Annotated in this window: 20 protein-coding genes and 1 pseudogene; 11 read left to right on the top strand and 10 right to left on the bottom strand. The window is 72.8% G+C overall.

Annotation, left to right across the window (positions count from 1 at the left end; all coding sequences use genetic code 11):
* The first annotated feature begins 164 nt into the window (after positions 1-164).
* Genes OG917_RS04705 through OG917_RS04695 form a run of 3 tightly spaced genes read left to right on the top strand, consistent with a single transcriptional unit; the run spans position 165 to position 3,057 of the window.
* A complete protein-coding gene (locus OG917_RS04705) occupies positions 165-1,454 on the top strand; it encodes a molybdopterin-dependent oxidoreductase (RefSeq protein ID WP_328316255.1) in 1,290 nt (429 codons plus the stop codon).
* A complete protein-coding gene (locus OG917_RS04700) occupies positions 1,454-1,948 on the top strand; it encodes a hypothetical protein (protein WP_328316254.1) in 495 nt (164 codons plus the stop codon). Before OG917_RS04705 ends, OG917_RS04700 begins: the two co-directional genes overlap by 1 nt.
* Positions 1,948-3,057: a slipin family protein gene (locus OG917_RS04695; RefSeq protein WP_328316253.1), complete on the top strand. Its 1,110-nt coding sequence runs from the start codon at positions 1,948-1,950 to the stop codon at positions 3,055-3,057. The genes OG917_RS04700 and OG917_RS04695 overlap by 1 nt, the downstream gene beginning before the upstream one ends.
* Positions 3,058-3,132: 75 nt before the next feature.
* Here the strand turns inward: OG917_RS04695 and OG917_RS04690 are convergent, their stop codons facing one another.
* The 3 genes from OG917_RS04690 to OG917_RS04680 form a co-directional block, all read right to left on the bottom strand.
* Entirely contained in the window at positions 3,133-3,627 is a 495-nt protein-coding gene (locus OG917_RS04690; RefSeq protein ID WP_328316252.1) for a nucleotidyltransferase domain-containing protein, read from the bottom strand.
* A gap of 51 nt (positions 3,628-3,678) precedes the next feature.
* Complete coding sequence (locus tag OG917_RS04685) at positions 3,679-4,554, bottom strand: undecaprenyl-diphosphate phosphatase (protein ID WP_328316251.1); 876 nt, start codon at positions 4,552-4,554, stop codon at positions 3,679-3,681.
* Between the two features lie 123 nt (positions 4,555-4,677).
* On the bottom strand, positions 4,678-5,382 hold the full coding sequence (locus OG917_RS04680) for a TVP38/TMEM64 family protein (RefSeq protein WP_328316250.1): 705 nt from the start codon (positions 5,380-5,382) through the stop codon (positions 4,678-4,680).
* 367 nt (positions 5,383-5,749) lie between these two features.
* Here OG917_RS04680 and tuf point away from each other — a divergent pair, with 367 nt between their 5' ends.
* Positions 5,750-6,949 carry an elongation factor Tu gene (tuf, locus tag OG917_RS04675; RefSeq protein ID WP_328316249.1) on the top strand — a complete coding sequence of 400 codons (1,200 nt, stop codon included), beginning with the start codon at positions 5,750-5,752 and terminating at the stop codon, positions 6,947-6,949.
* A 77-nt stretch (positions 6,950-7,026) separates the two neighbouring features.
* Entirely contained in the window at positions 7,027-7,872 is an 846-nt protein-coding gene (locus OG917_RS04670) for a spermidine synthase (protein ID WP_328316248.1), read from the top strand.
* On the opposite strand, the gene OG917_RS04665 is transcribed toward OG917_RS04670, so the two are convergent.
* A complete protein-coding gene (locus tag OG917_RS04665; protein ID WP_328316247.1) occupies positions 7,834-9,255 on the bottom strand; it encodes an MFS transporter in 1,422 nt (473 codons plus the stop codon). The two genes, OG917_RS04670 and OG917_RS04665, sit on opposite strands and share 39 nt — an antisense overlap.
* Positions 9,256-9,368: 113 nt before the next feature.
* Positions 9,369-10,406, bottom strand: a complete 1,038-nt coding sequence (locus OG917_RS04660; protein WP_328316246.1) for a hypothetical protein — start codon at positions 10,404-10,406, stop codon at positions 9,369-9,371.
* A gap of 110 nt (positions 10,407-10,516) precedes the next feature.
* Between OG917_RS04660 and OG917_RS04655 the strand changes: the two genes are divergently transcribed.
* The gene (locus tag OG917_RS04655; RefSeq protein WP_328321656.1) at positions 10,517-10,954 is read left to right on the top strand and encodes a DUF4442 domain-containing protein; all 438 of its coding nucleotides are present in this window, start codon (positions 10,517-10,519) and stop codon (positions 10,952-10,954) included.
* Between the two features lie 160 nt (positions 10,955-11,114).
* A complete protein-coding gene (locus tag OG917_RS04650) occupies positions 11,115-11,768 on the top strand; it encodes a DedA family protein (RefSeq protein WP_328316245.1) in 654 nt (217 codons plus the stop codon).
* A gap of 55 nt (positions 11,769-11,823) precedes the next feature.
* On the opposite strand, the gene OG917_RS04645 is transcribed toward OG917_RS04650, so the two are convergent.
* The 3 genes from OG917_RS04645 to OG917_RS04635 all read right to left on the bottom strand — a co-directional run bounded on the left by OG917_RS04645 (position 11,824) and on the right by OG917_RS04635 (position 13,441).
* Positions 11,824-12,174 (bottom strand): DUF190 domain-containing protein, encoded by a 351-nt coding sequence (locus OG917_RS04645; protein WP_328316244.1) that lies wholly within the window; start codon positions 12,172-12,174, stop codon positions 11,824-11,826.
* Positions 12,171-12,662, bottom strand: a complete 492-nt coding sequence (locus OG917_RS04640) for a fluoride efflux transporter FluC (protein WP_328316243.1) — start codon at positions 12,660-12,662, stop codon at positions 12,171-12,173. The genes OG917_RS04645 and OG917_RS04640 overlap by 4 nt, the downstream gene beginning before the upstream one ends.
* A 254-nt stretch (positions 12,663-12,916) precedes the next feature.
* Positions 12,917-13,441: a gamma carbonic anhydrase family protein gene (locus OG917_RS04635; protein ID WP_328316242.1), complete on the bottom strand. Its 525-nt coding sequence runs from the start codon at positions 13,439-13,441 to the stop codon at positions 12,917-12,919.
* Positions 13,442-13,601: 160 nt separating this feature from the next.
* On the opposite strand from OG917_RS04635, the gene OG917_RS04630 reads away from it, so the two are divergent.
* Together OG917_RS04630 and OG917_RS04625 are read left to right on the top strand one after the other, a co-directional pair.
* Positions 13,602-14,324 (top strand): acyltransferase, encoded by a 723-nt coding sequence (locus OG917_RS04630; protein WP_328316241.1) that lies wholly within the window; start codon positions 13,602-13,604, stop codon positions 14,322-14,324.
* 132 nt (positions 14,325-14,456) lie between these two features.
* Positions 14,457-15,041: pseudogene (locus tag OG917_RS04625) on the top strand (YbaK/EbsC family protein).
* 39 nt (positions 15,042-15,080) lie between these two features.
* On the opposite strand, the gene OG917_RS04620 reads toward OG917_RS04625, so the two are convergent.
* Positions 15,081-15,488: a CoA-binding protein gene (locus OG917_RS04620; protein ID WP_328316240.1), complete on the bottom strand. Its 408-nt coding sequence runs from the start codon at positions 15,486-15,488 to the stop codon at positions 15,081-15,083.
* 58 nt (positions 15,489-15,546) lie between these two features.
* Between OG917_RS04620 and OG917_RS04615 the strand changes: the two genes are divergently transcribed.
* Both OG917_RS04615 and OG917_RS04610 read left to right on the top strand, forming a co-directional pair.
* Positions 15,547-16,167 (top strand): YigZ family protein, encoded by a 621-nt coding sequence (locus OG917_RS04615; RefSeq protein WP_328316239.1) that lies wholly within the window; start codon positions 15,547-15,549, stop codon positions 16,165-16,167.
* 287 nt (positions 16,168-16,454) lie between these two features.
* Positions 16,455-17,696 (top strand): IS701 family transposase, encoded by a 1,242-nt coding sequence (locus OG917_RS04610; protein ID WP_443058909.1) that lies wholly within the window; start codon positions 16,455-16,457, stop codon positions 17,694-17,696.
* Here OG917_RS04610 and OG917_RS04605 read toward each other — a convergent pair.
* Positions 17,650-19,659, bottom strand: a complete 2,010-nt coding sequence (locus OG917_RS04605; RefSeq protein WP_328316237.1) for a helix-turn-helix domain-containing protein — start codon at positions 19,657-19,659, stop codon at positions 17,650-17,652. The genes OG917_RS04610 and OG917_RS04605 overlap by 47 nt on opposite strands.
* Between the last annotated feature and the right edge of the window lie 307 nt (positions 19,660-19,966).

Below are 19,966 nucleotides of genomic sequence, written 5' to 3'. Positions count from 1 at the left end.
CGGGGCGGGGACGCCGCCGTCCGTCACCGAACCGTCAGATTCCCGCTCCGGTCCTGGGACGTCAGCGTTTCGTCATCAGTCGCAGCCCCCGATCGGCCGCCGCGGCGGCTTAACGTCGGGGCGCGGCAGTGGACGACCACCGCCGGAACCGGCTGGGAAGTGCCATGCGCGACAAGCAGAAAGCCTCGCAGATCCTCTCACCCGCCGCGCCCGGGTTCTGGCGCAGTCCGCTGCGCGGCCCGTGGCTGACTGCGCTGCTGGGCCTCGTCCTGCTGGGCGGCATCACGGTGCTGGTCGTGACGGGCCTGCTCTCCTACGCCGCCTACAACCCGGATCTCGCCCCGGTCAACGACAAGACGCCGGGCAAGGGCCTGCTCGGCTTCTACCTCTTCCCGTGGCCCACCGGCCCGCACTGGCTCTACCGCCTCACCCAGGGTGTGCACGTGACGCTCGGTGTCGTGCTGGTACCGGTGCTGCTGGCCAAGCTGTGGTCGGTCGTCCCCAAGCTCTTCGCGCTGCCGCCGGCCCGGTCGGTGGCCCACGCACTGGAGCGTGTCTCGCTGCTTCTGCTGGTCGGCGGGGTCCTCTTCGAATTCGTCACGGGCCTGCTCAACGTCCAGCTCGACTACCTCTTCCCCGGGTCGTTCTACCCGCTGCACTTCTACGGCGCGTGGGTGTTCACCGGCGCCTTCGCCGCGCATGTGATCCTGCGCCTGCCCATGGCTCTGCGAGTGGTACGCGAGCGGGGGCTGCGGGCGCCACTGCGTGAGCCCGCGGCCCGGCAGCAGGAGCCACCGGACGGATCCGGGCTCGTCGCACCGCACCCGGCCGCGATGACGCTCTCCCGGCGGGGCCTCGCCGGGCTCGTCGGCGGGGGGTCTCTCCTGCTGCTGGCGGTGACGGCGGGCCAGAGCGTCGGAGGGCCCCTGCGCCGGGTGGCGCTGCTCGCCCCGCACGGCGGCGCGGAACCAGGACGCGGCCCGAACGGTTTCCAGATCAACAAGACCGCAGCGCTCGCGGGCATCCGCCCCCGGGTCACCGGCGCGGGCTGGCGCCTGGAGGTACGGGGCCCCGGCGGCTCGGTGCGGCTGTCCCGCGAGGAGCTGCTGCGACTGCCGCAGCACCGGGCACGCCTCCCCATCGCCTGCGTGGAGGGGTGGTCGACACCGGACCAGAGCTGGCAGGGGGTCCGGCTGCGGGACCTGGCCGCGCTGGTCGGCCCGGCGGACCGGGCGCCGGACGTGCTCGTACGGTCACTCCAGCTCCACGGTTCCTTCCGGGAGGTGGCGCTGCGGGACAACCAGGTCCGCGACCCGCTCTCGCTGCTGGCCCTGCGGGTCAACGGCGCCGCACTCTCGCTCGACCACGGCTACCCGGCGCGGATCATCGTCCCCGCCGCTCCGGGCGTCCTCAACACCAAGTGGGTTGCTTCGCTGACCTTCGGGGCGCTGTGATGCGGCGGCTCCGGCGCTTCTACGGGGCCGGCCCGCTTCAGCTCACGACGCTGCTCGGCTCCTTCGCCGTGGCGGGATACGCGGGGGTGCGGCTGCTGGCGGGCGACTGGTTCGCGATCGCCGCCTGGTTCGTGGGCGCCGCGCTGGTCCAGGACCTGGTGCTGATCCCGCTGTACTCGCTGGCCGACCGGGCCCTGCGCGGGCTGCCCGGAGTGGCCGGCAGGGGGTGGACCCGCACCCTCAGGATCCCGGCCGCCCTCTCCGCGCTGCTGCTGCTCGTCTGGTCCCCGCTGATCCTCGGCCCGCCTGAGCGGTACGCGAGCGCCACCGGTCTGCCGGGCGGAGTGTTCCTGACCCGCTGGCTGCTGATCACCGCCGCGCTTCTCGCACTCGCCCTGCTCTGGAGAGCCGCCCGGTTCCTGCGCGATCGTCGGAAAAGGCATTCGGGGCATATCGTAGGAAAGGTAAACGACTCGGGCGCTAGGGGGTCGTGATGGTGGAAGCAATTCTGACAGCGGTCGTGGTGATCCTGTGCCTCGCCGCGGTGTACGGACTCTCCGCGGCCCGCGTGGTCAAGCAGTACGAACGCGGCGTCGTCTTCCGCTTCGGCCGGCTGCGCGAGGCGGAGCGGCTTCCGGGATTCACCACGGTGCTCCCCGGCGTGGACAAGCTCCGCAAGGTGAACCTGCAGATCGTGACGATGCCGGTCCCCGCGCAGGAGGGCATCACGCGCGACAACGTGACGGTGCGGGTGGACGCGGTCGTCTACTTCAAGGTGGTCAACGCGGCCGACGCGATCATCGCCGTCGAGGACTACCGGTTCGCTGTCTCCCAGATGGCACAGACGTCGCTCCGCTCGATCATCGGCAAGAGCGATCTGGACGATCTGCTGTCCAATCGCGAGAAGCTGAACCAGGGTCTTGAGCTGATGATCGACAGCCCGGCGATCGGCTGGGGTGTCCAGATCGACCGGGTGGAGATCAAGGACGTGTCGCTGCCCGAGACGATGAAACGGTCGATGGCACGACAGGCCGAGGCGGACCGTGAGCGGCGGGCCCGCGTCATCAACGCGGATGCCGAGCTCCAGGCGTCGAAGAAGCTGGCCCAGGCCGCCGAGGCGATGTCCGAGCACCCGGCAGCTCTCCAGCTGCGTCTGCTGCAGACGGTGGCCGAGGTCGCGTCCGAGAAGAACTCCACGCTGGTTCTGCCGTTCCCGGTCGAGCTGCTCCGGTTCCTGGAGCGTGCCCAGCGGTACCCGCAGGCGCCGGGGGCGCAGCCTCCCGGGAGCGGGGAGGACACGGCGGTCACGCAGCGGACCGGACCGGACACAACCGGCGCGACCACCGGGGCGGAGGCCCTGGAGTCCGCCGTGCCAGGGCTCTCCGCCGACGAGGTCGAGGCAGCGAAACAGGGCCTGTCCGCGCTGGGGATACCCCTGCCGGGGATGGAAGCCCTGGAGCAGCCCAGGTCTTCGGAGCCCGGCGCGTCCGCCGGACCGGAGACGGATCCGTCCGCCCCGGAACAGGAGCCGCCCGCCCCGGAGGCCGGTCCGCCCGCTGAGCCGCCCGCGGGCCGGGACAAGAGGCCCGGGCCGGGCACGTGACACGCGCCGACAGCTCCCCGTACGGCGGCGGCATCGCCGCCCCGGAGCCTGGCCGCTCAGGACGGCGCCGCCCGCTCAGTACGGCGTGACGATCCCGCGGACGCGGCGCAGCCGGGCCATGTCGTGCCGGTCCCGGCCGGTCGGCTCGTACCCCTGGTGCAGGAGCGCCTGCTGCCCGGCGGAGATGCAGCCGACGGCCGTACCGGCGACGGTGCCGGTGACGAAGCACTCCGCGGGGTAGCGGAACGGCTCCGCCGGATCCAGTGACTGCTGCAGGGCCGAACCGTCCGGGGCGAAGACCAGGGGGTGGAGGTCGATCTCGCGCCCCGAAGGGTGGGTGTACACGAAGCGGGCCGGGCGCCGGTCCAGCGTCTCGGCGAAACCGGCCGCCGACAGTGCGGCCAGCAGGGCCGGTTCCTGCTCCTCGCGGTGCAGGAGGTCGATGTCGCGGTGGTCCCTGGTCTGTTCGCCCACGAGCGCGTCGACGCCCCAGCCGCCCGCGAGCCAGACCTCGGCGCCCGCTCCGCGCAGCAGGGCGACGACGTCCAGCAGGTCCTGAGCGGTCATCATGACCGGCACGGTAGCGCGCGGCTTCGCCGGCCGTGCGGAGTTTCCGCCGCCTCAGCCCCCGGCCGGACCCGCGTCGGGGCTCAGCACGCCCGTTCCGACCAGGAAGAACAGGGCGATGCCCAGCAGGACCCGGTAGACCACGAACGGCATGAAGCTCCTCGACGAGATGAATCTCATGAACCAGGCGATGACCGCGTATCCCACGGCGAACGCCACGACCGTCGCGAGCAGCGTCGGTCCCCACGCCGCGCGGCCGTCGCCGCCCGCGTCCTTCAACTCGAAGGCCCCGGAGGCGAGGACCGCGGGGATCGCCAGCAGGAACGAGTACCGGGCCGCCGCTTCACGCGTGTACCCCATCAGCAGGCCGCCGCTGATGGTGGCGCCGGAGCGGGAGACGCCCGGGACCAGCGCGAGCGCCTGGCAGAGCCCGTAGACCAGGCCGTCCCGGACGCTCAGCTCCTGGAGGGACTTGCGCTCCCGGCCCGCCCGGTGCCGGCCCCCGCTCTCGTCGCGGGCGGCCAGCCGGTCGGCGGTGCCCAGCACGAGGCCCATCGCGATCAGGGTGAAGGCGATGACCCGCAGGTCACGGAAGGTGGTGTCGATCTGGTCCTTCAGCAGAATCCCCAGGACACCGATCGGGATCGTCCCGACGATGACGAGCCAGCCCATCCGGGCATCGTGACCGCCGCGCAGCGAACGGTCGGTGAGCGAGCGGAACCAGGCCGAGACGATCCTGGCGATGTCCTTGCGGAAGTAGATGATGACCGCGGCCTCGGTGCCGATCTGCGTGATCGCCGTGAAGGCGGCGCCCGCGTCGGGCCAGCCCGCGAAGGCCGAGGCGAGCCGCAGATGGGCGCTGGAGGACACGGGCAGAAACTCCGTCAGCCCCTGTACGAATCCGAGGACGAACGATTCGAACCAAGACATGGGTGAGGGCCGTCCAAAGGATCAAGGGGCTGATGCGCAAGGAACGTAACCGGCGAAGGTGTACGGCCGGTGACCCTCGCCCGTACGGCCGGCCAACTGCCCCCGCCGCGGGCCCCCGGGCCGTCAGCGCCCGCGCAGCCGGTGCCGCTTGCGCCAGGCGACCCACGCGCCCCCGGCCCCCGACACCACGATGAAGCCCATCGAGAAGAGGAAGGCCGGTGACGTGGGGGACGAGGCCTCGCTGCCCGCCACCACGTACGCCGCCGTGTTCGGGACCGAGCCGAGCCCCGTCGCCAGCAGGAACGGCAGCCACCCCATACGGGAGACCGCGGCGCAGTAGTTGGCCGCGGCGAACGGCACCCCGGGGAAGAGCCGCAGCGCCAGCATCGAACGGAAGCCGTGGCTGCTCAGCTGGGCATCGGCCGCCTTCAGCCAGCGTCCGCGCAGCATCGGCCGGAGCGCGCTCTGCCCGAGCAGCCGACCGAGGCCGAAGGAGATTCCGGCCCCCAGCACCGTACCGGCGACGGCGGCGGCCAGTCCTGCCTGACTGCCGAAGAGGGCGCCCGCCGCGAGGTTCAGCAGCGGACGGGGCACGAAGGCGGCCGTGCAGGCGCCGTACGCGGCGGAGAACAGCACGACCGCGGAGACACCGCTGAGCTCCGGCGGCCAGCCCGCCGAGAGGAGCCGCTGCGGCTGGAAGAGGAGCATCAGCGTCGCGGCGGACACCAGCAGGACGACGAGCAGGGACAGCCGGGACCAGGGCGAGGCAAGTGCCCTGGCACAGCGTGCGGTCAGGCCTGCGGACGAGCGGGTGGCGGGCTCCAGCATCCGGGGAGACTAGCCGACACCGGTGTGTGATCGCCGTAATGGCCCCCGGGCCTCCCGCGCGCGGAGAAGGCCCGGGGAGGTTCCGGGCGGAAAAGCGGTCGACGCGGCGAGGGCTCCGGGGGCAGGATCAGCGGCATGTTCCGGTACGCCTTCCTCTCAGCGCCGTCCGCAGTCGCGGACGCGCCGGAGGCTGCCGGTGTCCCCGCGTCCGCGGCAATGGCCGCGCACCGTGCGGCTGTTGCCGCAGCGCCCCTCGGCGGCGCCCGAAGCTGACTCTTCCCGGACAGTCCGGCGGACCCCGCAGGGGGAGGGTCGGCCGGAACGAGGGGTCCCGTCACGCTTCGACACTCCCGAGGAAGAAAAGGCCATGCCCAAGACGGCATACGTGCGCACCAAGCCCCACCTCAACATCGGCACCATGGGCCACGTCGACCACGGCAAGACCACCCTGACCGCGGCCATCACCAAGGTGCTCAGTGACCGCGCCGACAGCACGACCTCCTTCGTCCCCTCCGGCCGGATCGACCGGGCGCCCGAGGAGACACAGCGCGGCATCACCATCAACCTCGCGCACGTGGAGTACGAGACGGACACCCGCCACTACGCCCACGTGGACATGCCGGGCCACGCGGATTACATCAAGAACATGGTCACCGGAGCCGCGCAGCTCGACGGGGCGATCCTCGTCGTCTCCGCGCTCGACGGGATCATGCCCCAGACTGCCGAGCACGTCCTGCTGGCCCGCCAGGTCGGCGTCGACCACATCGTGGTCGCCCTCAACAAGGCGGACGCGGGGGACCCGGAGCTGACCGACCTGGTCGAGCTGGAGGTCCGCGAGCTGCTCTCCGCCCACGGGTACGGCGGGGACGCCGTCCCGGTCGTACGGGTCTCGGGGCTCAAGGCGCTGGAGGGCGACCCGCGCTGGACCGCCTCGGTCGAGGCGCTGCTCGACGCGGTGGACACCTATGTGCCGACGCCCGAGCGGTACACCGACGCGCCGTTCCTGCTCCCGGTGGAGAATGTGCTCACCATCACCGGACGCGGCACGGTCGTCACGGGCGCCGTCGAGCGCGGCAGGATCCGGGTGGGCGACCGGGTGCAGCTGCTGGGCGCCGGCGCTCCGTCCAGCACGGTCGTCACCGGTCTGGAGACCTTCGGCAAGCCGATGGACGAAGCGGAGGCGGGCGACAACGTGGCGCTGCTGCTGCGCGGGGTGCCACGCGACGCGGTGCGCCGCGGGGACGTGGTGGCCGCGCCGGACAGCGTCGGCCCCCGGCGCCGCTTCACCGCCCGGGTGTACGTCCTGTCGGCGGCCGAGGGCGGACGGACCACCCCGGTCGCCACCGGGTACCGGCCGCAGTTCTACATCCGTACCGCGGACGTGGTCGGTGACGTCGGTCTCGGCGGCCGCGGCGTCGCCCGGCCGGGAGAGACGGTCACCATGACCGTCGTACTCGGCCGTGGCGTACCGCTGGAGCCCGGCCTCGGCTTCGCCGTCCGTGAGGGCGGCCGCACGGTCGCCGCCGGTACCGTCACCGAGGTCATCGGCGACAGCGCCGCCGGGTGAACGATCCGCCCCGGCGCCGCCTCCCCGCACAGGGGGAGGCGGCGCCGGTCCGTGCCCCCGGACGGCACAATGGGACGGTGAACGAGGCGATACCGGTGATCCGGGACGTGGACCAGGGCACCGCGAGGCTGCTGCCCGACATCGACCGGGAGCGGGCCTGGCTGCTGACGGTCGACGGCGCACCGCAGTCGTATGTGGACCTGGACCACCCGGAGTACCTGGAATTCGAGTACGCCCGCAGGCTCGGACACGTCGTCGACTGCGCGGCCGGGCCGGGCGAGCCCCTCGACGTCGTGCATCTCGGCGGGGGCGCCCTCACGCTGCCCCGCTACGTGGCCGCGCTCCGGCCGGGCTCACGGCAGGACGTGGTGGAGGCCGACCGGGGACTGCTCGCGCTGGTCGGGGAACATCTGCCGCTGCCGCCCGGTCCGGGCATCACCGTGCACGCCCTGGACGCCAGGGCGTGGCTGGACGGCAGGCCCGCGGCGTCGGCCGATCTCCTGATCGCCGACGTCTTCGGCGGCTCACGGGTGCCGGCCCATCTCACGTCCGTCGAGTACGCACGGTCCGCCGCCCGGGTACTTCGCACCGGCGGGGTCTACGCGGCGAACCTCGCCGACGGAGCGCCGTTCGGCTTCCTGCGCACCCAGCTCGCCACGTTCCGGGAGGTGTTCACGGAGGTCGCGCTCATCGCCGAGCCGTCCGTGCTGCGCGGCCGCCGTTTCGGGAACGCGGTCCTCGTCGCATCGGACGCCGGACTGGACATCGCGGCACTCAGCCGCCGTACGGCATCCGACGCCTTTCCCGCACGCGTCGAGCACGGCGCGTCGCTGGCCAGGTTCACGGGCCCGGCCCGCCCGGTCACGGACGCGGAGGCGGTCGCCTCACCCGAGCCGCCCGACGGTGCCTTCAGCATCGGCTGACGGTCCGGCGCCGGGGGAGTCCTCGGCGGCGAGGCGGCCCACGGGCACGTGGGCCGCGGGGGTGCTCACCGCACCCGTGTCCACACCGGCCGTACCCACCGGGACGGTCCCGTCCGGCATCCCGGGGGCGGCGGACGCACCGTCCCCGGCCGTGCGGCGGGTCAGATTCCGGACCCCGGGCACACACAGCACAGCGGCCGTCAGCAGCACCACGAGCCCCGCGCACCCCCACAGCGACGCGGTCCTCCCGAAGGTCTGCTCGGCGGGGCCCGCCAACGCCGTGGCCAGCGGGAGCATGGCGAGCGAGCCGAGCCAGTCGTAGGCGCTGACCCGGGAGAACTTGTCCTCCGGGATCTCCTGGTGCAGCGCGGTCATCCAGGAGACACCGAAGGTCTCGACCAGGACGCCGCTGAAGAACATCACGCCCACCAGGGCGGCGAACGGCACCGGCACGGCAAGCGCCGCGGACGGCAGCGCCAGCGGGAAGACGCACAGCGCCCCGGTCAGCAGCAGCCTGCGCGGCTTCCAGCGGGTCATGATCAGTGCCCCGATGACGGTGCCCGCGCCGAAGGCAGCCAGCGACAGCCCCCACGGGCCCGCGCCGCCCAGCGAATCCCGGGCGACCAGCGGCCCGTACACCGCCTCCGCCGCGCCGATCACGGCGTTGACGACGGCGAACTGGAGAATGATGCTCCACAGCCAGGGCCGCCCGGTGACCTCACGCCAGCCGTCCCGCAGATCGGCCAGCATCCCGCCGCCCGGTACGCGGGGCGGGATATGACTGACGTCCAGGAAAGCCCGGAAGGATCCCGCGACGGCGAAGGCCGCAGCGTCGACGGCGAGGACCCAGCCCGGCCCGATGGCGGCGATCAGCGCGCCGCCCAGCGCGGCACCGCCGATCCCCGCACCCTGCATGGCCATCCGGTAGAACGCGAAGGCCCGGCCCGCTTCCTCGCCCTGGACGCTGGAGAGCAGCATGCCCTCCGACGCGGGCGAGAAGAACGCCTGGCCCGTGCCGCACAGCGCGGTGAGCGTCATCATCTGCCAGAGCGGCGGGTGACCGGTGAGGACCAGGACGGCGAAAGCCGCCTGGGAGACGCAGTTCAGGGCGTTGGCCGCGACCATCACCCGGTGACGCGGCAGCCGGTCCGCCAGCGCGCCGCCGATCAGCAGGAAGAGCACCAGCGGCAGCGTGCGGGCCGCCGCGAGGAGGCCCACGTCGCTGCTGCTGCCCCCGGTGTCCAGCACCGCGAACGCCGAGGCGATCAGAGCGCCGTTGCTGCCCAGGCTCGTCACCACGGCGGCGGCTGTGAGCAGGGTGTAGTTGCGCCCGGCCCACGCGGGGCGGCGGGAGTGCGCCGGGGCGGCGGCAGGAGTCGTCACTCAGGGACTATCGCTGCCGCCGCCCCTCCATGCCAAACGCCGAAGCGATGGAAAATCGGCTTGAAACGGGCACAACCGACCGGATCGGGTCGGATTGCGCCGGGTTTTGAACCTCAGCTGTCACTTCCGCCGGTGGGCGCGCCTGCCAGCCGTACCGTGCTCAGGATCTTGTCGACCGTCGCCTGGGGGAGGGCCCCGGGGACGCCCGTGCTGTTGTAGAGCGAGAACGCGACGAAGTCGCCCTTGGAGTTCTTGAAGCCGAAGGTGATGGCCTGGCCGTCGGTGGTGCACTTCGACTTCTTCGGCACGCCGGTCGCCCAGGCGCGGGCGAGGCTGCCCTTGACCCCGGATGTGGTCGTGTACGGCTTCGCCTTGGAGGTCTTCACCAGCTTCCTGTCCGGCTGCGTGTAGGCGCCGTAGACCCACCAGGGCACCTGGTTCTCGGCGACCTGCTGGGTGTCCTTGGCGCCGTCCGCCCCCTTGGTCCCCGCCCCGCCGAGGCCGGTGTCCTCGGTGTAGCCGTCCTTGTCGGAGTCCTCCGTGCACCACTTGGACTTGTAGAACGCGGGCGCCGACTGGCCGATCAGTGTCTTGCCCTTGTCGTCCTCGAAGCCGCTGAACGTGCCGGACGACGCCACTTCCCACTCCGGCGGTACGTCGAAGGCCGTGCCCCACTTCGGGTTCACGACGACCTTCCACCCGGCGACGACGGGCTTGGCCGCCTCGCCCCCTGCGCGCGGGTTGGCCGCAGGCGACGAGCTGCCCCGGCTCGCGGAGGGGGAGGGCGACTTCTTGCCGGCCTGGACCGTGCCGCCCTTGTCCCCGTCGTCCTTGAGGACGACCACACCGGTGATCACCGCGGTGGCGACGACCGCCGTCGCGGAGATGATCGCGATGACCGTCGTCCTCCTCTTGTCCTGAGGCGAGCGGGGTCCGCCGGGCGGTGTTCCCACCGCGTACTGCGGCGCCGTCGGCTGCTGGTACGGATTGGGCTGCTGGTAACCCTGCGGGGCTCCCTGCTGCGGAGGGCCGGGCTGAGGTTGTCCCTGCTGGTAAGGGTTCGGCTGCTGGTACCCCGGCTGCTGATAGGGATTCGGATTCTGGTCCTGCGGGTTCTGCTCGCCCCCGGGCGGCTGCTGTCCTGGCCACATGGCGAGTAACCATAGAGGTGACAGGGTCACGTCGCTACGGCCGCCCCCGGACGGGGATGGCCAACCGGGCCTACTCGCGGGTAACCTGCCGTTCCATGACCGCAGACCAGATGTCCGCAGGCGAACTGCTCGCTGCCACCGTCCCCATGGCCAGGACCCTCGACCTGGAGTTCGTCGAGACGACGACGGAGCGGGCCGTCGTCCGGCTGCCGGACCAGCCCGACTACCACAACCACGTCGGCGGCCCCCACGCGGGCGCCATGTTCACGCTCGCGGAGTCGGCGAGCGGCGCGATCGTCATCGCCGCGTTCGGCGACCTGATGACGCGCGCCGTACCGCTCGCGGTCCGGGCCGAGATCGCCTACAAGAAGCTCGCGATGGGTGACGTCACGGCGACCGCCACCCTGGGCCGCCCGGTGGCCGATGTGGTGGCGGAACTGGACGCGGGGGAGCGTCCCGAGTTCCCGGTCCACATCGAGATCCGGCGCGCGGACGACGCCGTCACCGGTGAGATGACCGTGGTCTGGACGCTGCGCCCGAACTCCTGACACCCGGCTTCGTGAGCGAAGGATCCGCAGGGCGCCCCCGGACGCGGGGGCGCCTCCTGCTGTCCCGGGGCGTTCCCGGGTGAGCGGGTAGGCTTTCCGCAAGGTGGCGCGGGGGGCGTGCCTCCCGTCAGACGGGTACTTCGAAGGGCAGGGGCCGGCGTTGCACGTCCAGGCATGGCTGGAGACGATTCCGGCACTGAGTATTTATCTTCTGGTCGCGGTGGTCATCGGGGTGGAGAGCCTCGGGATCCCGCTGCCCGGGGAGATCGTTCTGGTCAGCGCCGCCCTGCTGGCCTCGCAGCAGGGCCATATCGACCCACTGGTGCTGGGCATCTGCGCCTCGGCGGGCGCGGTCGTCGGAGACTCGATCGGTTACGCGATCGGCCGCAAGGGCGGACGTCCGCTCATCGCCTGGCTCGGCCGTAAGTTCCCCGGGCACTTCAGCGGGGCGAACATCGCCATGGCCGAGCGGTCGTTCGAGAAGTGGGGCATGTGGGCGGTCTTCTTCGGCCGCTTCATCGCCCTGCTCCGGATCTTCGCGGGGCCGCTCGCCGGCGTACTGCACATGCCGTACTGGAAGTTCCTCACCGCCAACATGCTCGGCGGGATCCTGTGGGCGGGCGGCACCACCGCCGCCGTCTACTACGTGGGTGTCGTCGCGGAGTCGTGGTTCAAGAACTTCTCGTACGCGGGCCTCGCCGTGGCCGCCGTGCTCGGGGTGGCCTCGATGCTCGTCATCAAGAACCGGGCGAAGAAGGCGCACGCGAGGGCCGAGGCGGCTGCCGAGCAGCCGGACTCCGTACCGGCCGACTGAGCCGGCACGGACCGGTCCGGCCGGACGGGCCCGCGCCCGGTCACGGGCCGGCGGCTCAGCGGTCCGGCGGGGCCGCCGGGTAGTGGATGACCTCGCACGCGTCCAGGGTCACCACGCCTTCGGTGATGAGCTCGCCGAGCTGGGGCAGGAACGCCCGGATCCTGTCGGCGGTGTCCACGATCACCACGGCCACCGGAAGGTCCTCGCTCATCGACAGCAGCCGCTGGGTATGGATCAGCGACGAGGCGCCGAACCCCTCGATACCGCGGAAGACGCTCGCACCGGCCAGCCCGGCGCGGTGGGCCCGGTGCACGATCTCCGAGTACACCGGCCTGTGGTGCCAGAGGTCGGACTCCCCGACGAAGACGGTCGCCCGCAGGGCGTCGGTACCACTCGGCCCGGTCATGTCTGCCTCCATGCGACGGCGCGGCGGGTCGCCCACACCGCGCTCCACACCGCCGCGAGAGCCGCGAGCAGCGTCAGCCCCAGATATGCCAGACCGGTACGGACATGCCCGTCCGCCACCAGCCGCTGGATGTCCACCGCGTAGGTGGAGAACGTGGTGAAACCGCCGAGCACCCCGGTGCCGAAGAACGGCCGCACCAGGCGGTGAGCCGCCCACACATCGGTGATCACCACCATGAACACACCGATCAGCGCACACCCCACGGCGTTCACCAGCAGTGTCGTCCAGGGGAAACCGCCGGGCGCCGTGGGCCAGAGCAGACCGGCGCCGTACCTGGCCGACGCTCCGGCGACACCGCCCAGCGACACGGCGGCGAGGACCGGCCAGGGGCCGGACAGCGGACCGCGCCGCCGGGTGCGCCCCGTGGTGCGCACCGGAGGCGGGCCGCCCGGCACGGCCGGTGGCTCCACAGCGCGGTCCGCACCCATGGACTCCGTCTCCTGGTCACAGGCTCCCGCGCGGGGCGCGCGGCCCTTTCCAGGCTAAGGGCTGTCCCGTCGTTCCTGGTGGATCAGCGCGCGGCGGACCGCGAGACGGAGGCCGCTCGCACACGGGAGGCATCGGGGTGCCCGGGCAACGCTGCGTGGGCCCCCGGCCGGAGGCTGGGAAGCGCCCTGGCTGTCGCGGCGCCCCCAGGACCTCAGCCTCGGGCAGCGGGGCGCCGCACCCGGGCGCGGCCCGCTCAGCCCACCTCGCGGTGGCCCTTCACCAGCTCCAGGTACATGGCCGCGTTGAGCTTGATGCCCTCGCGTTCCTCGTCGGACAGCTCGCGCCTGACCTTCGCCGGGACCCCGGCGACCAGTGAGCCCGGCGGGACCCGCATGCCCTGCGGCACCAGCGCCTGGGCGGCGATCAGGGAACCGGCGCCGATGTGCGCGCCGTTGAGGACCGTCGCGCCCATCCCGACGAGTACGTCGTCCTCGACCGTGCACCCGTGCAGGACCGCGTTGTGCCCGACGGACACCCGCTCGCCGACCGTGACCGGGAAGCCCGGGTCCACATGCACCGTGCAGTTGTCCTGGATGTTGCTGTCCGCGCCGATCACGATCGGCCCGCAGTCGGCCCGCAGCACCGTGTGGTACCAGACGCTGGCACCCGCGGCCAGCGTCACATCGCCGACGACGACGGATGTCGGCGCCGTGAAGGACTGCGGATCGACCACCGGCTCCCGGCCGCCGACACCGCTGATCAAGGCCTGCTCCGCCACTGCTGTCTCCTTGCTTCCCGCATCGCTTCCCGCGTCACAGGGCCCGCGGGTTCGCTCCGTGTGTGCCGCGCCGCGCCCCCCGGCACCGTAAGCGACGGTGGGTCGAAGATCACAGCCCGCCCCTCTGATCGCTGCCCGGCCTGCTGAGTACGGTGTGGGGGTGGCCCGGAACAGAAACACGTTCTCTTCGCTGACATCCCGTGTCCTGCACGCCGGATGGCAGTGGACGCAGCGGGCGGGCGCGGTGACGGCGGAGCGGCCGGGGAAACTGCGTTTCCGCCGGATCGGCGCCGGTACGAGGCTCGCCTTTCCCCAGGGGGCCGTCTTCGGGGAGCCGTGGATCGAGCTGGGCTCGCACTGCATCATCGGCGAGCAGGTCACGCTGACCGCGGGGATGATGCCCGATCTGGACCTCGGGCCCGACCCGATCCTGACGCTGGGCGACGGCGTGGTGCTCGGGCGCGGCAGCCATGTCATCGCCGACACCCGGGTCACCGTCGGATCGGACACCTACTGCGGGCCGTACGTCTACATCACGTCCACGAACCACAGCTACGACGATCCGCACGAACCCGTCGGCCGGCAGTGGCCGCGCACCGAGCCGGTCGAGATCGGCCCCGGCTGCTGGCTCGGTACGGGCGCGGTGATCCTTCCCGGGGCCCGGCTCGGCCGCAACGTGGTGGTCGCCGCGGGCGCGGTGGTGCGCGGCGAGGTGCCCGACCACTCGGTGGTCGCCGGTGCGCCCGCGCGGATCGTGCGGAGCTGGGACGCGGAGAACGGGTGGCAGCCCCCGCTGCGGACGCCCGCCCCGGTCCCCATCCCGGCGGGTGTCACCCCGGAACAGCTCATCGCCCTCGGAAGCCTGGAGTCCGGCCCTTCCTGACGGCTCCCGGGCGCCGCCCCTCCTGGCCGGCACGCGCCCCGCGTCCCACGGACGAGCCGCATGGAAGAGGCGGACGGTGAGGGCTGCCCGGCCGCAACCGGGGCACGGGCGGCGGCTGTCGGCGTGAGCCGTATGCGTGCTCCCGTCGGCTCCTTCGACGACGTCCGCCCCGCCCGGGACTGCCTCGGCCTGCTCACCGCGCCGGTCGCCGACGCGGTCCGGAACCGGCAGGGCGACGTCCCGCTCCACGACCTCGTCCACGTGGACAGCGACCCGGAGATCGCCGATACGGCCGCCTTCGTGGAGCACTACGGGCAGGAGCTGCTCGGCGTATCGGCGAACCGCGTCGTCGCCGGCAAGCGCGGCGGTGAGACCACGCTCGCCGCCCGTCCGGTGCTCTCCCGTACCCGGCTCGATGTGAATGGCGCCGTCCGCAGGCAACTCGGCGTGCGCAAGGCGTCCTTCGCCCCCAGGGGGACGGCCACCGGCGGGACGGGCATGGCGTAGGGGGGGGAATCACCCCCGTCGGACTGCCCGCCGCCCGGCCGCTGCTCGTGGACCCGGCCGTCGTGGACCCGGCCGTCGTGGACCCGGCCGTCGTGGACCTGGACCGGGTGCTGGTCGGCAGTGGCCGCCGCAGCGGCAAGGTTCATCGTCCCCGGGAGGACGTTCGCAGGGCTGCCGGGCGCTGTCGTCGTCGAAGGGCCCGGCGGCTGACGCGAGCACAGCCGTCCCGGGCGCCGGACCGCGTACGCGTCAGCCCAGAGCGGGGATCTCTATGGCCGGGCACCGGTCCATGACCATGTCGCGGCCCGCTGTCCTGACCCGGCCGTACGCCGCCTCGTCGATCACACCGAGCTGGAACCAGACGGCTTTCGCGCCGATGGCCACCGCCTCGTCGGCCACCGCGCCCGCCAGATCGCTGTTCACGAAGACATCGACGACGTCCACCGGGAAGGGGACGGCGGAGAGCGACGCGTACCCCTGTTCGCCGTTGACCGTCTCGGCCTTGGGGTGCACCGGCACGACGCGCTTGCCGAAGCGCCGCAGCACCCCGGCCACCCCGTAGGCGGCTCGTGCCCTGTTGTTCGACAGACCCACCACCGCCCAGGTGTCGCCGGTCGCGGTGAGGATCCTCCTGATGGTCTCCGTGTCTGCGTCCATGTCAGGACAACGGCGCACCCGCGACGACCATTCCCGCCACGCCGCATAGGCTGGCCCGATGCAGGAGCAGTACCGGACAGTCGCCCGCGAGGGTGTGCACGAGACCGAGATCAGCCGATCGCGTTTCGTCTGCGCACTGGCGCCCGCCGCGACCGAGGAGGAGGCACAGGCCTTCCTCGCCCGCATCCGCAAGGAGCACCCGGGCGCGTCCCACCACTGCTTCGCCTACGTCATCGGCGCCGATGCCTCCGTACAGAAGGCCGGCGACGACGGCGAGCCCGGCGGCACCGCCGGTGTGCCGATGCTCCAGATGCTGCTGCGGCGCGAGACGCGGTACGCGGTCGCCGTCGTCACCCGCTACTTCGGCGGGGTGAAGCTGGGAGCGGGCGGGCTGATCCGGGCGTACGGCGGCGCCGTCGGAGAGGCCCTGGACGCGCTCGGCACCGTCGTCAGGCAGCGCTACCGGCTCGCCACGGTCACCGTCGACCACCAGCGCGCGGGCAAGCTGGAGAACGATCTGCGGGCCACCGGGCGCGTCGTGCGCGCGGTGCGCTACGCGGAGGCGGTGACGATCGAGATCGGGCTGCCGGACGCCGATGCCGGGGACTTCCGGGCCTGGCTCGCCGACAGCACGGCGGGGACCGCCACGCTGGAGCTCGGCGAAGAGGCGTACGGCTGAGCGGGAGCGCCGCCCTCTCCCGGGCGTATGCCGGGAACGCGGGCGCCGGGCCCCCCGCCGTACCCCCGGTGGAGGGGGCACACCCCGACCGGGCCACGCCGCCGTCCCGGGGCGCCGTCGCACGGCGGTGACCGGGTCACCGGAGCCCGCCACAGCAGTGTGTCCTGCATACCTATGAGCTACCAGGCAGTACCCCCCACCGTTGAGGCACAGCGTCGAGCACGGTCGTCCGTGCGGGAGCGGGATGGGGGAGATCAATGTCCGGTGTTGCCCTGTGCGCGCAAGACATGCAGAGACAAGACACGCAGAGACGAGACACGCAGAGACAAGACGTGCAGAGACAGGTGCACGCGGCCGACCATGCCGGAGTCCGGGAGGAGGTCCTCACCGAACTGTGCTCGGTGCTCTTCGCGTCCCTGCCGCGGCGGGACCAGCGCAGTCGGGGAGTGGAGTACGTCCGCGGGCTGCTGGCGGCGGAGGGACGCAAATCGATCCGCAACATGGCCGCGCTGACCGGCGGGGCCACCACCGAGCAGGGGCTCCACCACTTCGTCAGCAGTTCCACCTGGGACTGGGCGCAGGTGCGCGGGCGGCTGGCCCAGTACCTTGCGCGGGTCGCCCTGCCCCGTGCGTGGGTGGTGCGCCCGATGATCGTTCCGAAGGCCGGTGAGCACTCCGTCGGCGTCGACCGCCGGTACTTCCCGGCCCTCGGTCAGGTGCTCAACGCCCAGCAGGCCTTCGGGGTCTGGGCGGCATCCGACCGGATGAGCAGCCCGGTCAACTGGCGGCTGCACCTGTCCGGGGCGTGGCTCGACGACGGCCGCCGCAGGACCCGCGCCTCGATACCGGAGACCCTGAGCCCGGAGGAGACACTGGGCGAGTGCGCGATCGAGGCATGCCGGGAGCTGCTTGCGGGACACCGGCTGCCCCTCCTGCCGGTGGTGCTGGACGCCCGCGAGGCGGAGGCGGCCACCACGGTCCGGCAGCTGCGCGCCGCGGGCCTGCCGTTCCTGATCAGGGTGAACGGCACCCAGCTGCTCACCAGGGCGGACGCCACGGCCTCCGTGCGGGGCGGCGAGCGCCCGGCGCATCAGATCATGGGCGCGGCGCGGGAGCTGCGGCGGCAGGCCGTCTGGACCGATCACGGTGCGGTGCCGGTGACCCGGACGAGCCTGGTGGCGGTCCTGCGGGTCGGACTGCCCGGCCGCTCGTCCCGCTGCGATCCCCCCGGGCAGGCCGGTGACCTGAGCGGTCTGCTGCTGCTCGGTGAGTGGCGGGACGGCGGGCGCTGGCCCGCGGCGCTGTGGCTCACGGACCTGACCGGCGGCCGGCCCGGCGCCCTGCTGCGGCTGAGCAAGCTCATCGGCCGGGTCGACCGCGACTGCGCCGAGATCGCCGATCAGGTGGGCGTCCGGGATTACGCGGGGCGCTCCTTCGGCGGCTGGCACCGGCACATCACCCTCGCCTCGGCCGCCCACGCGATCACCGCCGTGGCCGGCTCGGCAGAACGGGCGTCCCGGGCTTCGTGACGTCCCGCGGGCGGCGGCGCGGCGGGCGCCAGCCGTCCGGGCCTGTGGGAGCGGCGCCGGCGGGCGACGGGCTCCCGCCCCGCAGCACGTGGCGGATGCGGGAGAGGCGGAGGGCCAGCTGCACTTCGAAGGCCCGCTCAGGCTGCTGCCACCCGGAGCCCAGCAGCTCGCTGATGCGCTCCAGCCGGCGGGTGACCGTATTGGGGTGCACGTGCAGCCGCTCGGCCGCGTACGTCGGGCTTGAGCCGGTGTCGAAGTACGCCTCCAGAGTGGGGACGAGCTCGGTGAGCCGCTGCCGGTCGTAGTCGGCCACCGGTCCGATCGTGGCGTCTATGAACGCGCCGGTGTCATGGCTGCCCGACAGCAGGGCGCCCAGGCCGCCCAGTTCGCGTGCGGAGGCGGCCCGGCCGACGGCGCCGAGCGCGGTCATGGCGTCGGAGCAGCGCTGGGCCTCCTGGTGGGCGCCGGCGAAGGACAGTGCTCCGGTCACCGGTCCGGCCGAGGCCACCGTCACGCGCTGGCCGAGCAGGGGGGAGAGTTCGTCGTGGACGGCCCGGGCCGCGCCTCCCGCGTCGTCGCCCGCGAGGAGGAGCACGGCGCAGTCCTCGCGCAGGCTCACGAGACCGTTCGTGCGCCGGGTGTACGAGGTCGCCCAGGAGCCCAGCTCGCTCCCGTACGCCCGCTCGGGGCGGACGACGACCACGAGATGGGGCCCGTCCGGATCGATGCCGCAGCGCCGGGCCCGCGCCTCCAGGAGAGGGTCCGGGCGCCCGGAGAGCGCGAGCAGGTCGTCCAGGAGGCTGTGCCGCACCTGGCTGTGGACTCGCGCGTTGCGGCCCGCCTCCAGCAGCAGCGAGATGGCGGTGAAGCGGGCACCCAGCCCCAGTAACCGCTCGTCGAACTCGGTGAGCCGGTGCCCCGGGAACATCAGCAGGGTGCCGAGGTGCTCGTCGCCCGCGACGACCGGCGCGGCCCACGAGCCGTCGGCCAGGGAGACCGGCTCACCGGCGGCCCGTGCCCCGGACGCGGCGGGCCGCAGGGCGCTCTCGCCGATGTCCGGCGGGTCGCCGGCCGCGGCGAGGAACGTTCCGTCCAGGGCGAGGACCCGGACCGCTCCGCCCAGCCGGCGGGCCAGCTCAGCGACCAGGGTCTGCGGGCCTCCGCCGTTCAGTACCAGAGCGGTGAACCGGTGGTGTGTGTCGCCGAGTTCGCGCTCCAGGCGCAGGGCGGGCCCCCGCAGCGCGGCCACCGTCGCCGTGGCCGCGTCGAGCAGGCGTGCGCTCTCGATGGCGGCGCCCGCGAGGTCGCCGAGAGAGCTCATGAGCGAGATCTCGTCGGCGCTGAAGTGGCGTACGTTCCGGTCGGCGGCATAGAGGGCGCCGGCCGGCCGGGTGCCCTGGCTCAGCGGTACCGCCACGAGGGCGCGCAGCGCCTCGGCCTCGACCGCCTCGTCGAAGGCGGGGTGGTGGCGGAAGCGCTTGTCCGCCGGGTAGTCGGGGGTCCAGAACGGGGCCGAGTCGACGAGGGCCTCGCCGACCGGCCCGGCGTCGGCCGGCAACCGCAGACCCATCGTGCCGGTCGAGGTGTGGCCGTCGGAGCTGCGGACCCGGACGATTCCCTGCTCCTCGGCAGGGAAGCTGATGAAGGCCATGTCGAGACCGAGCAGCAGTCGGGCCCGGCGTGTGACGACCTTGAGGACGGCGTCCAGCTCCTGGGCCGCGGCGAGCTCGCGTGCGGTGTCGACGAGGGCGGACATCCCCATCTCCCGCTGCTGGCGCCGGCCCGCCTGTGCGTGGATCCGCAGAGCCAGGCCCCTGGCCCGCGTCAGCGCGTCCCGCTCGGCGTCGGCGACACCTTCCTCAAGGGCTTGCGTCACCAGTGCCTCCACCTGCTCCACCGGTGCCTCGCCGGCCAGTAACTCCAGCACGGCGAGCGCGTCGGACCCCACCCTGATCTTCGACACGATGCTCCTTTTGTCATGTTCTCGCAGCTGCGTTCCCCTTTGCGCAGCCCCTCGGAACCTACGCAGACGACCTGACGGAGTCAACAGTTTGTTGAACGATGGTCGGAGGTGTGCGCCGGTCCGTCGCTGCGGCGACCGCGCCGCCCCGGGAGGGCCGGGACGTGCCACCGCAGGGCCCTCCCGTCCGGCCCGCCCCCTCGGCCCGGAGGAACGGCCATCGCGCAGAGGGGAGCTGACGGCCCGGCCGGCCCTGCCGCCCGGGGCGGTACCGGAGCGCCGCCCGCCCGGGGACCTGATGGAGTACCGG

Origin of the sequence: Streptomyces sp. NBC_00388, from assembly GCF_036061255.1 — a bacterium.
Classification (GTDB): domain Bacteria; phylum Actinomycetota; class Actinomycetes; order Streptomycetales; family Streptomycetaceae; genus Streptomyces.
This window is presented reverse-complemented; position numbering and strand designations above follow the sequence as displayed.

Coding starts and splice junctions, on each gene's coding strand:
- OG917_RS04695 (WP_328316253.1), top strand. CDS start 1,948: ATGGTGGAAGCAATTCTGACAGCGGTCGTGGTGATCCTGTGCCTCGCC.
- OG917_RS04705 (WP_328316255.1), top strand. CDS start 165: ATGCGCGACAAGCAGAAAGCCTCGCAGATCCTCTCACCCGCCGCGCCC.
- OG917_RS04660 (WP_328316246.1), bottom strand. CDS start 10,406: ATGTGGCCAGGACAGCAGCCGCCCGGGGGCGAGCAGAACCCGCAGGAC.
- OG917_RS04690 (WP_328316252.1), bottom strand. CDS start 3,627: ATGATGACCGCTCAGGACCTGCTGGACGTCGTCGCCCTGCTGCGCGGA.
- OG917_RS04680 (WP_328316250.1), bottom strand. CDS start 5,382: ATGCTGGAGCCCGCCACCCGCTCGTCCGCAGGCCTGACCGCACGCTGT.
- OG917_RS04640 (WP_328316243.1), bottom strand. CDS start 12,662: ATGGGTGCGGACCGCGCTGTGGAGCCACCGGCCGTGCCGGGCGGCCCG.
- OG917_RS04615 (WP_328316239.1), top strand. CDS start 15,547: ATGCAGGAGCAGTACCGGACAGTCGCCCGCGAGGGTGTGCACGAGACC.
- OG917_RS04685 (WP_328316251.1), bottom strand. CDS start 4,554: ATGTCTTGGTTCGAATCGTTCGTCCTCGGATTCGTACAGGGGCTGACG.
- OG917_RS04645 (WP_328316244.1), bottom strand. CDS start 12,174: ATGACCGGGCCGAGTGGTACCGACGCCCTGCGGGCGACCGTCTTCGTC.
- OG917_RS04620 (WP_328316240.1), bottom strand. CDS start 15,488: ATGGACGCAGACACGGAGACCATCAGGAGGATCCTCACCGCGACCGGC.
- OG917_RS04700 (WP_328316254.1), top strand. CDS start 1,454: ATGCGGCGGCTCCGGCGCTTCTACGGGGCCGGCCCGCTTCAGCTCACG.
- OG917_RS04610 (WP_443058909.1), top strand. CDS start 16,455: ATGCAGAGACAAGACACGCAGAGACGAGACACGCAGAGACAAGACGTG.
- tuf (WP_328316249.1), top strand. CDS start 5,750: ATGCCCAAGACGGCATACGTGCGCACCAAGCCCCACCTCAACATCGGC.
- OG917_RS04655 (WP_328321656.1), top strand. CDS start 10,517: ATGTCCGCAGGCGAACTGCTCGCTGCCACCGTCCCCATGGCCAGGACC.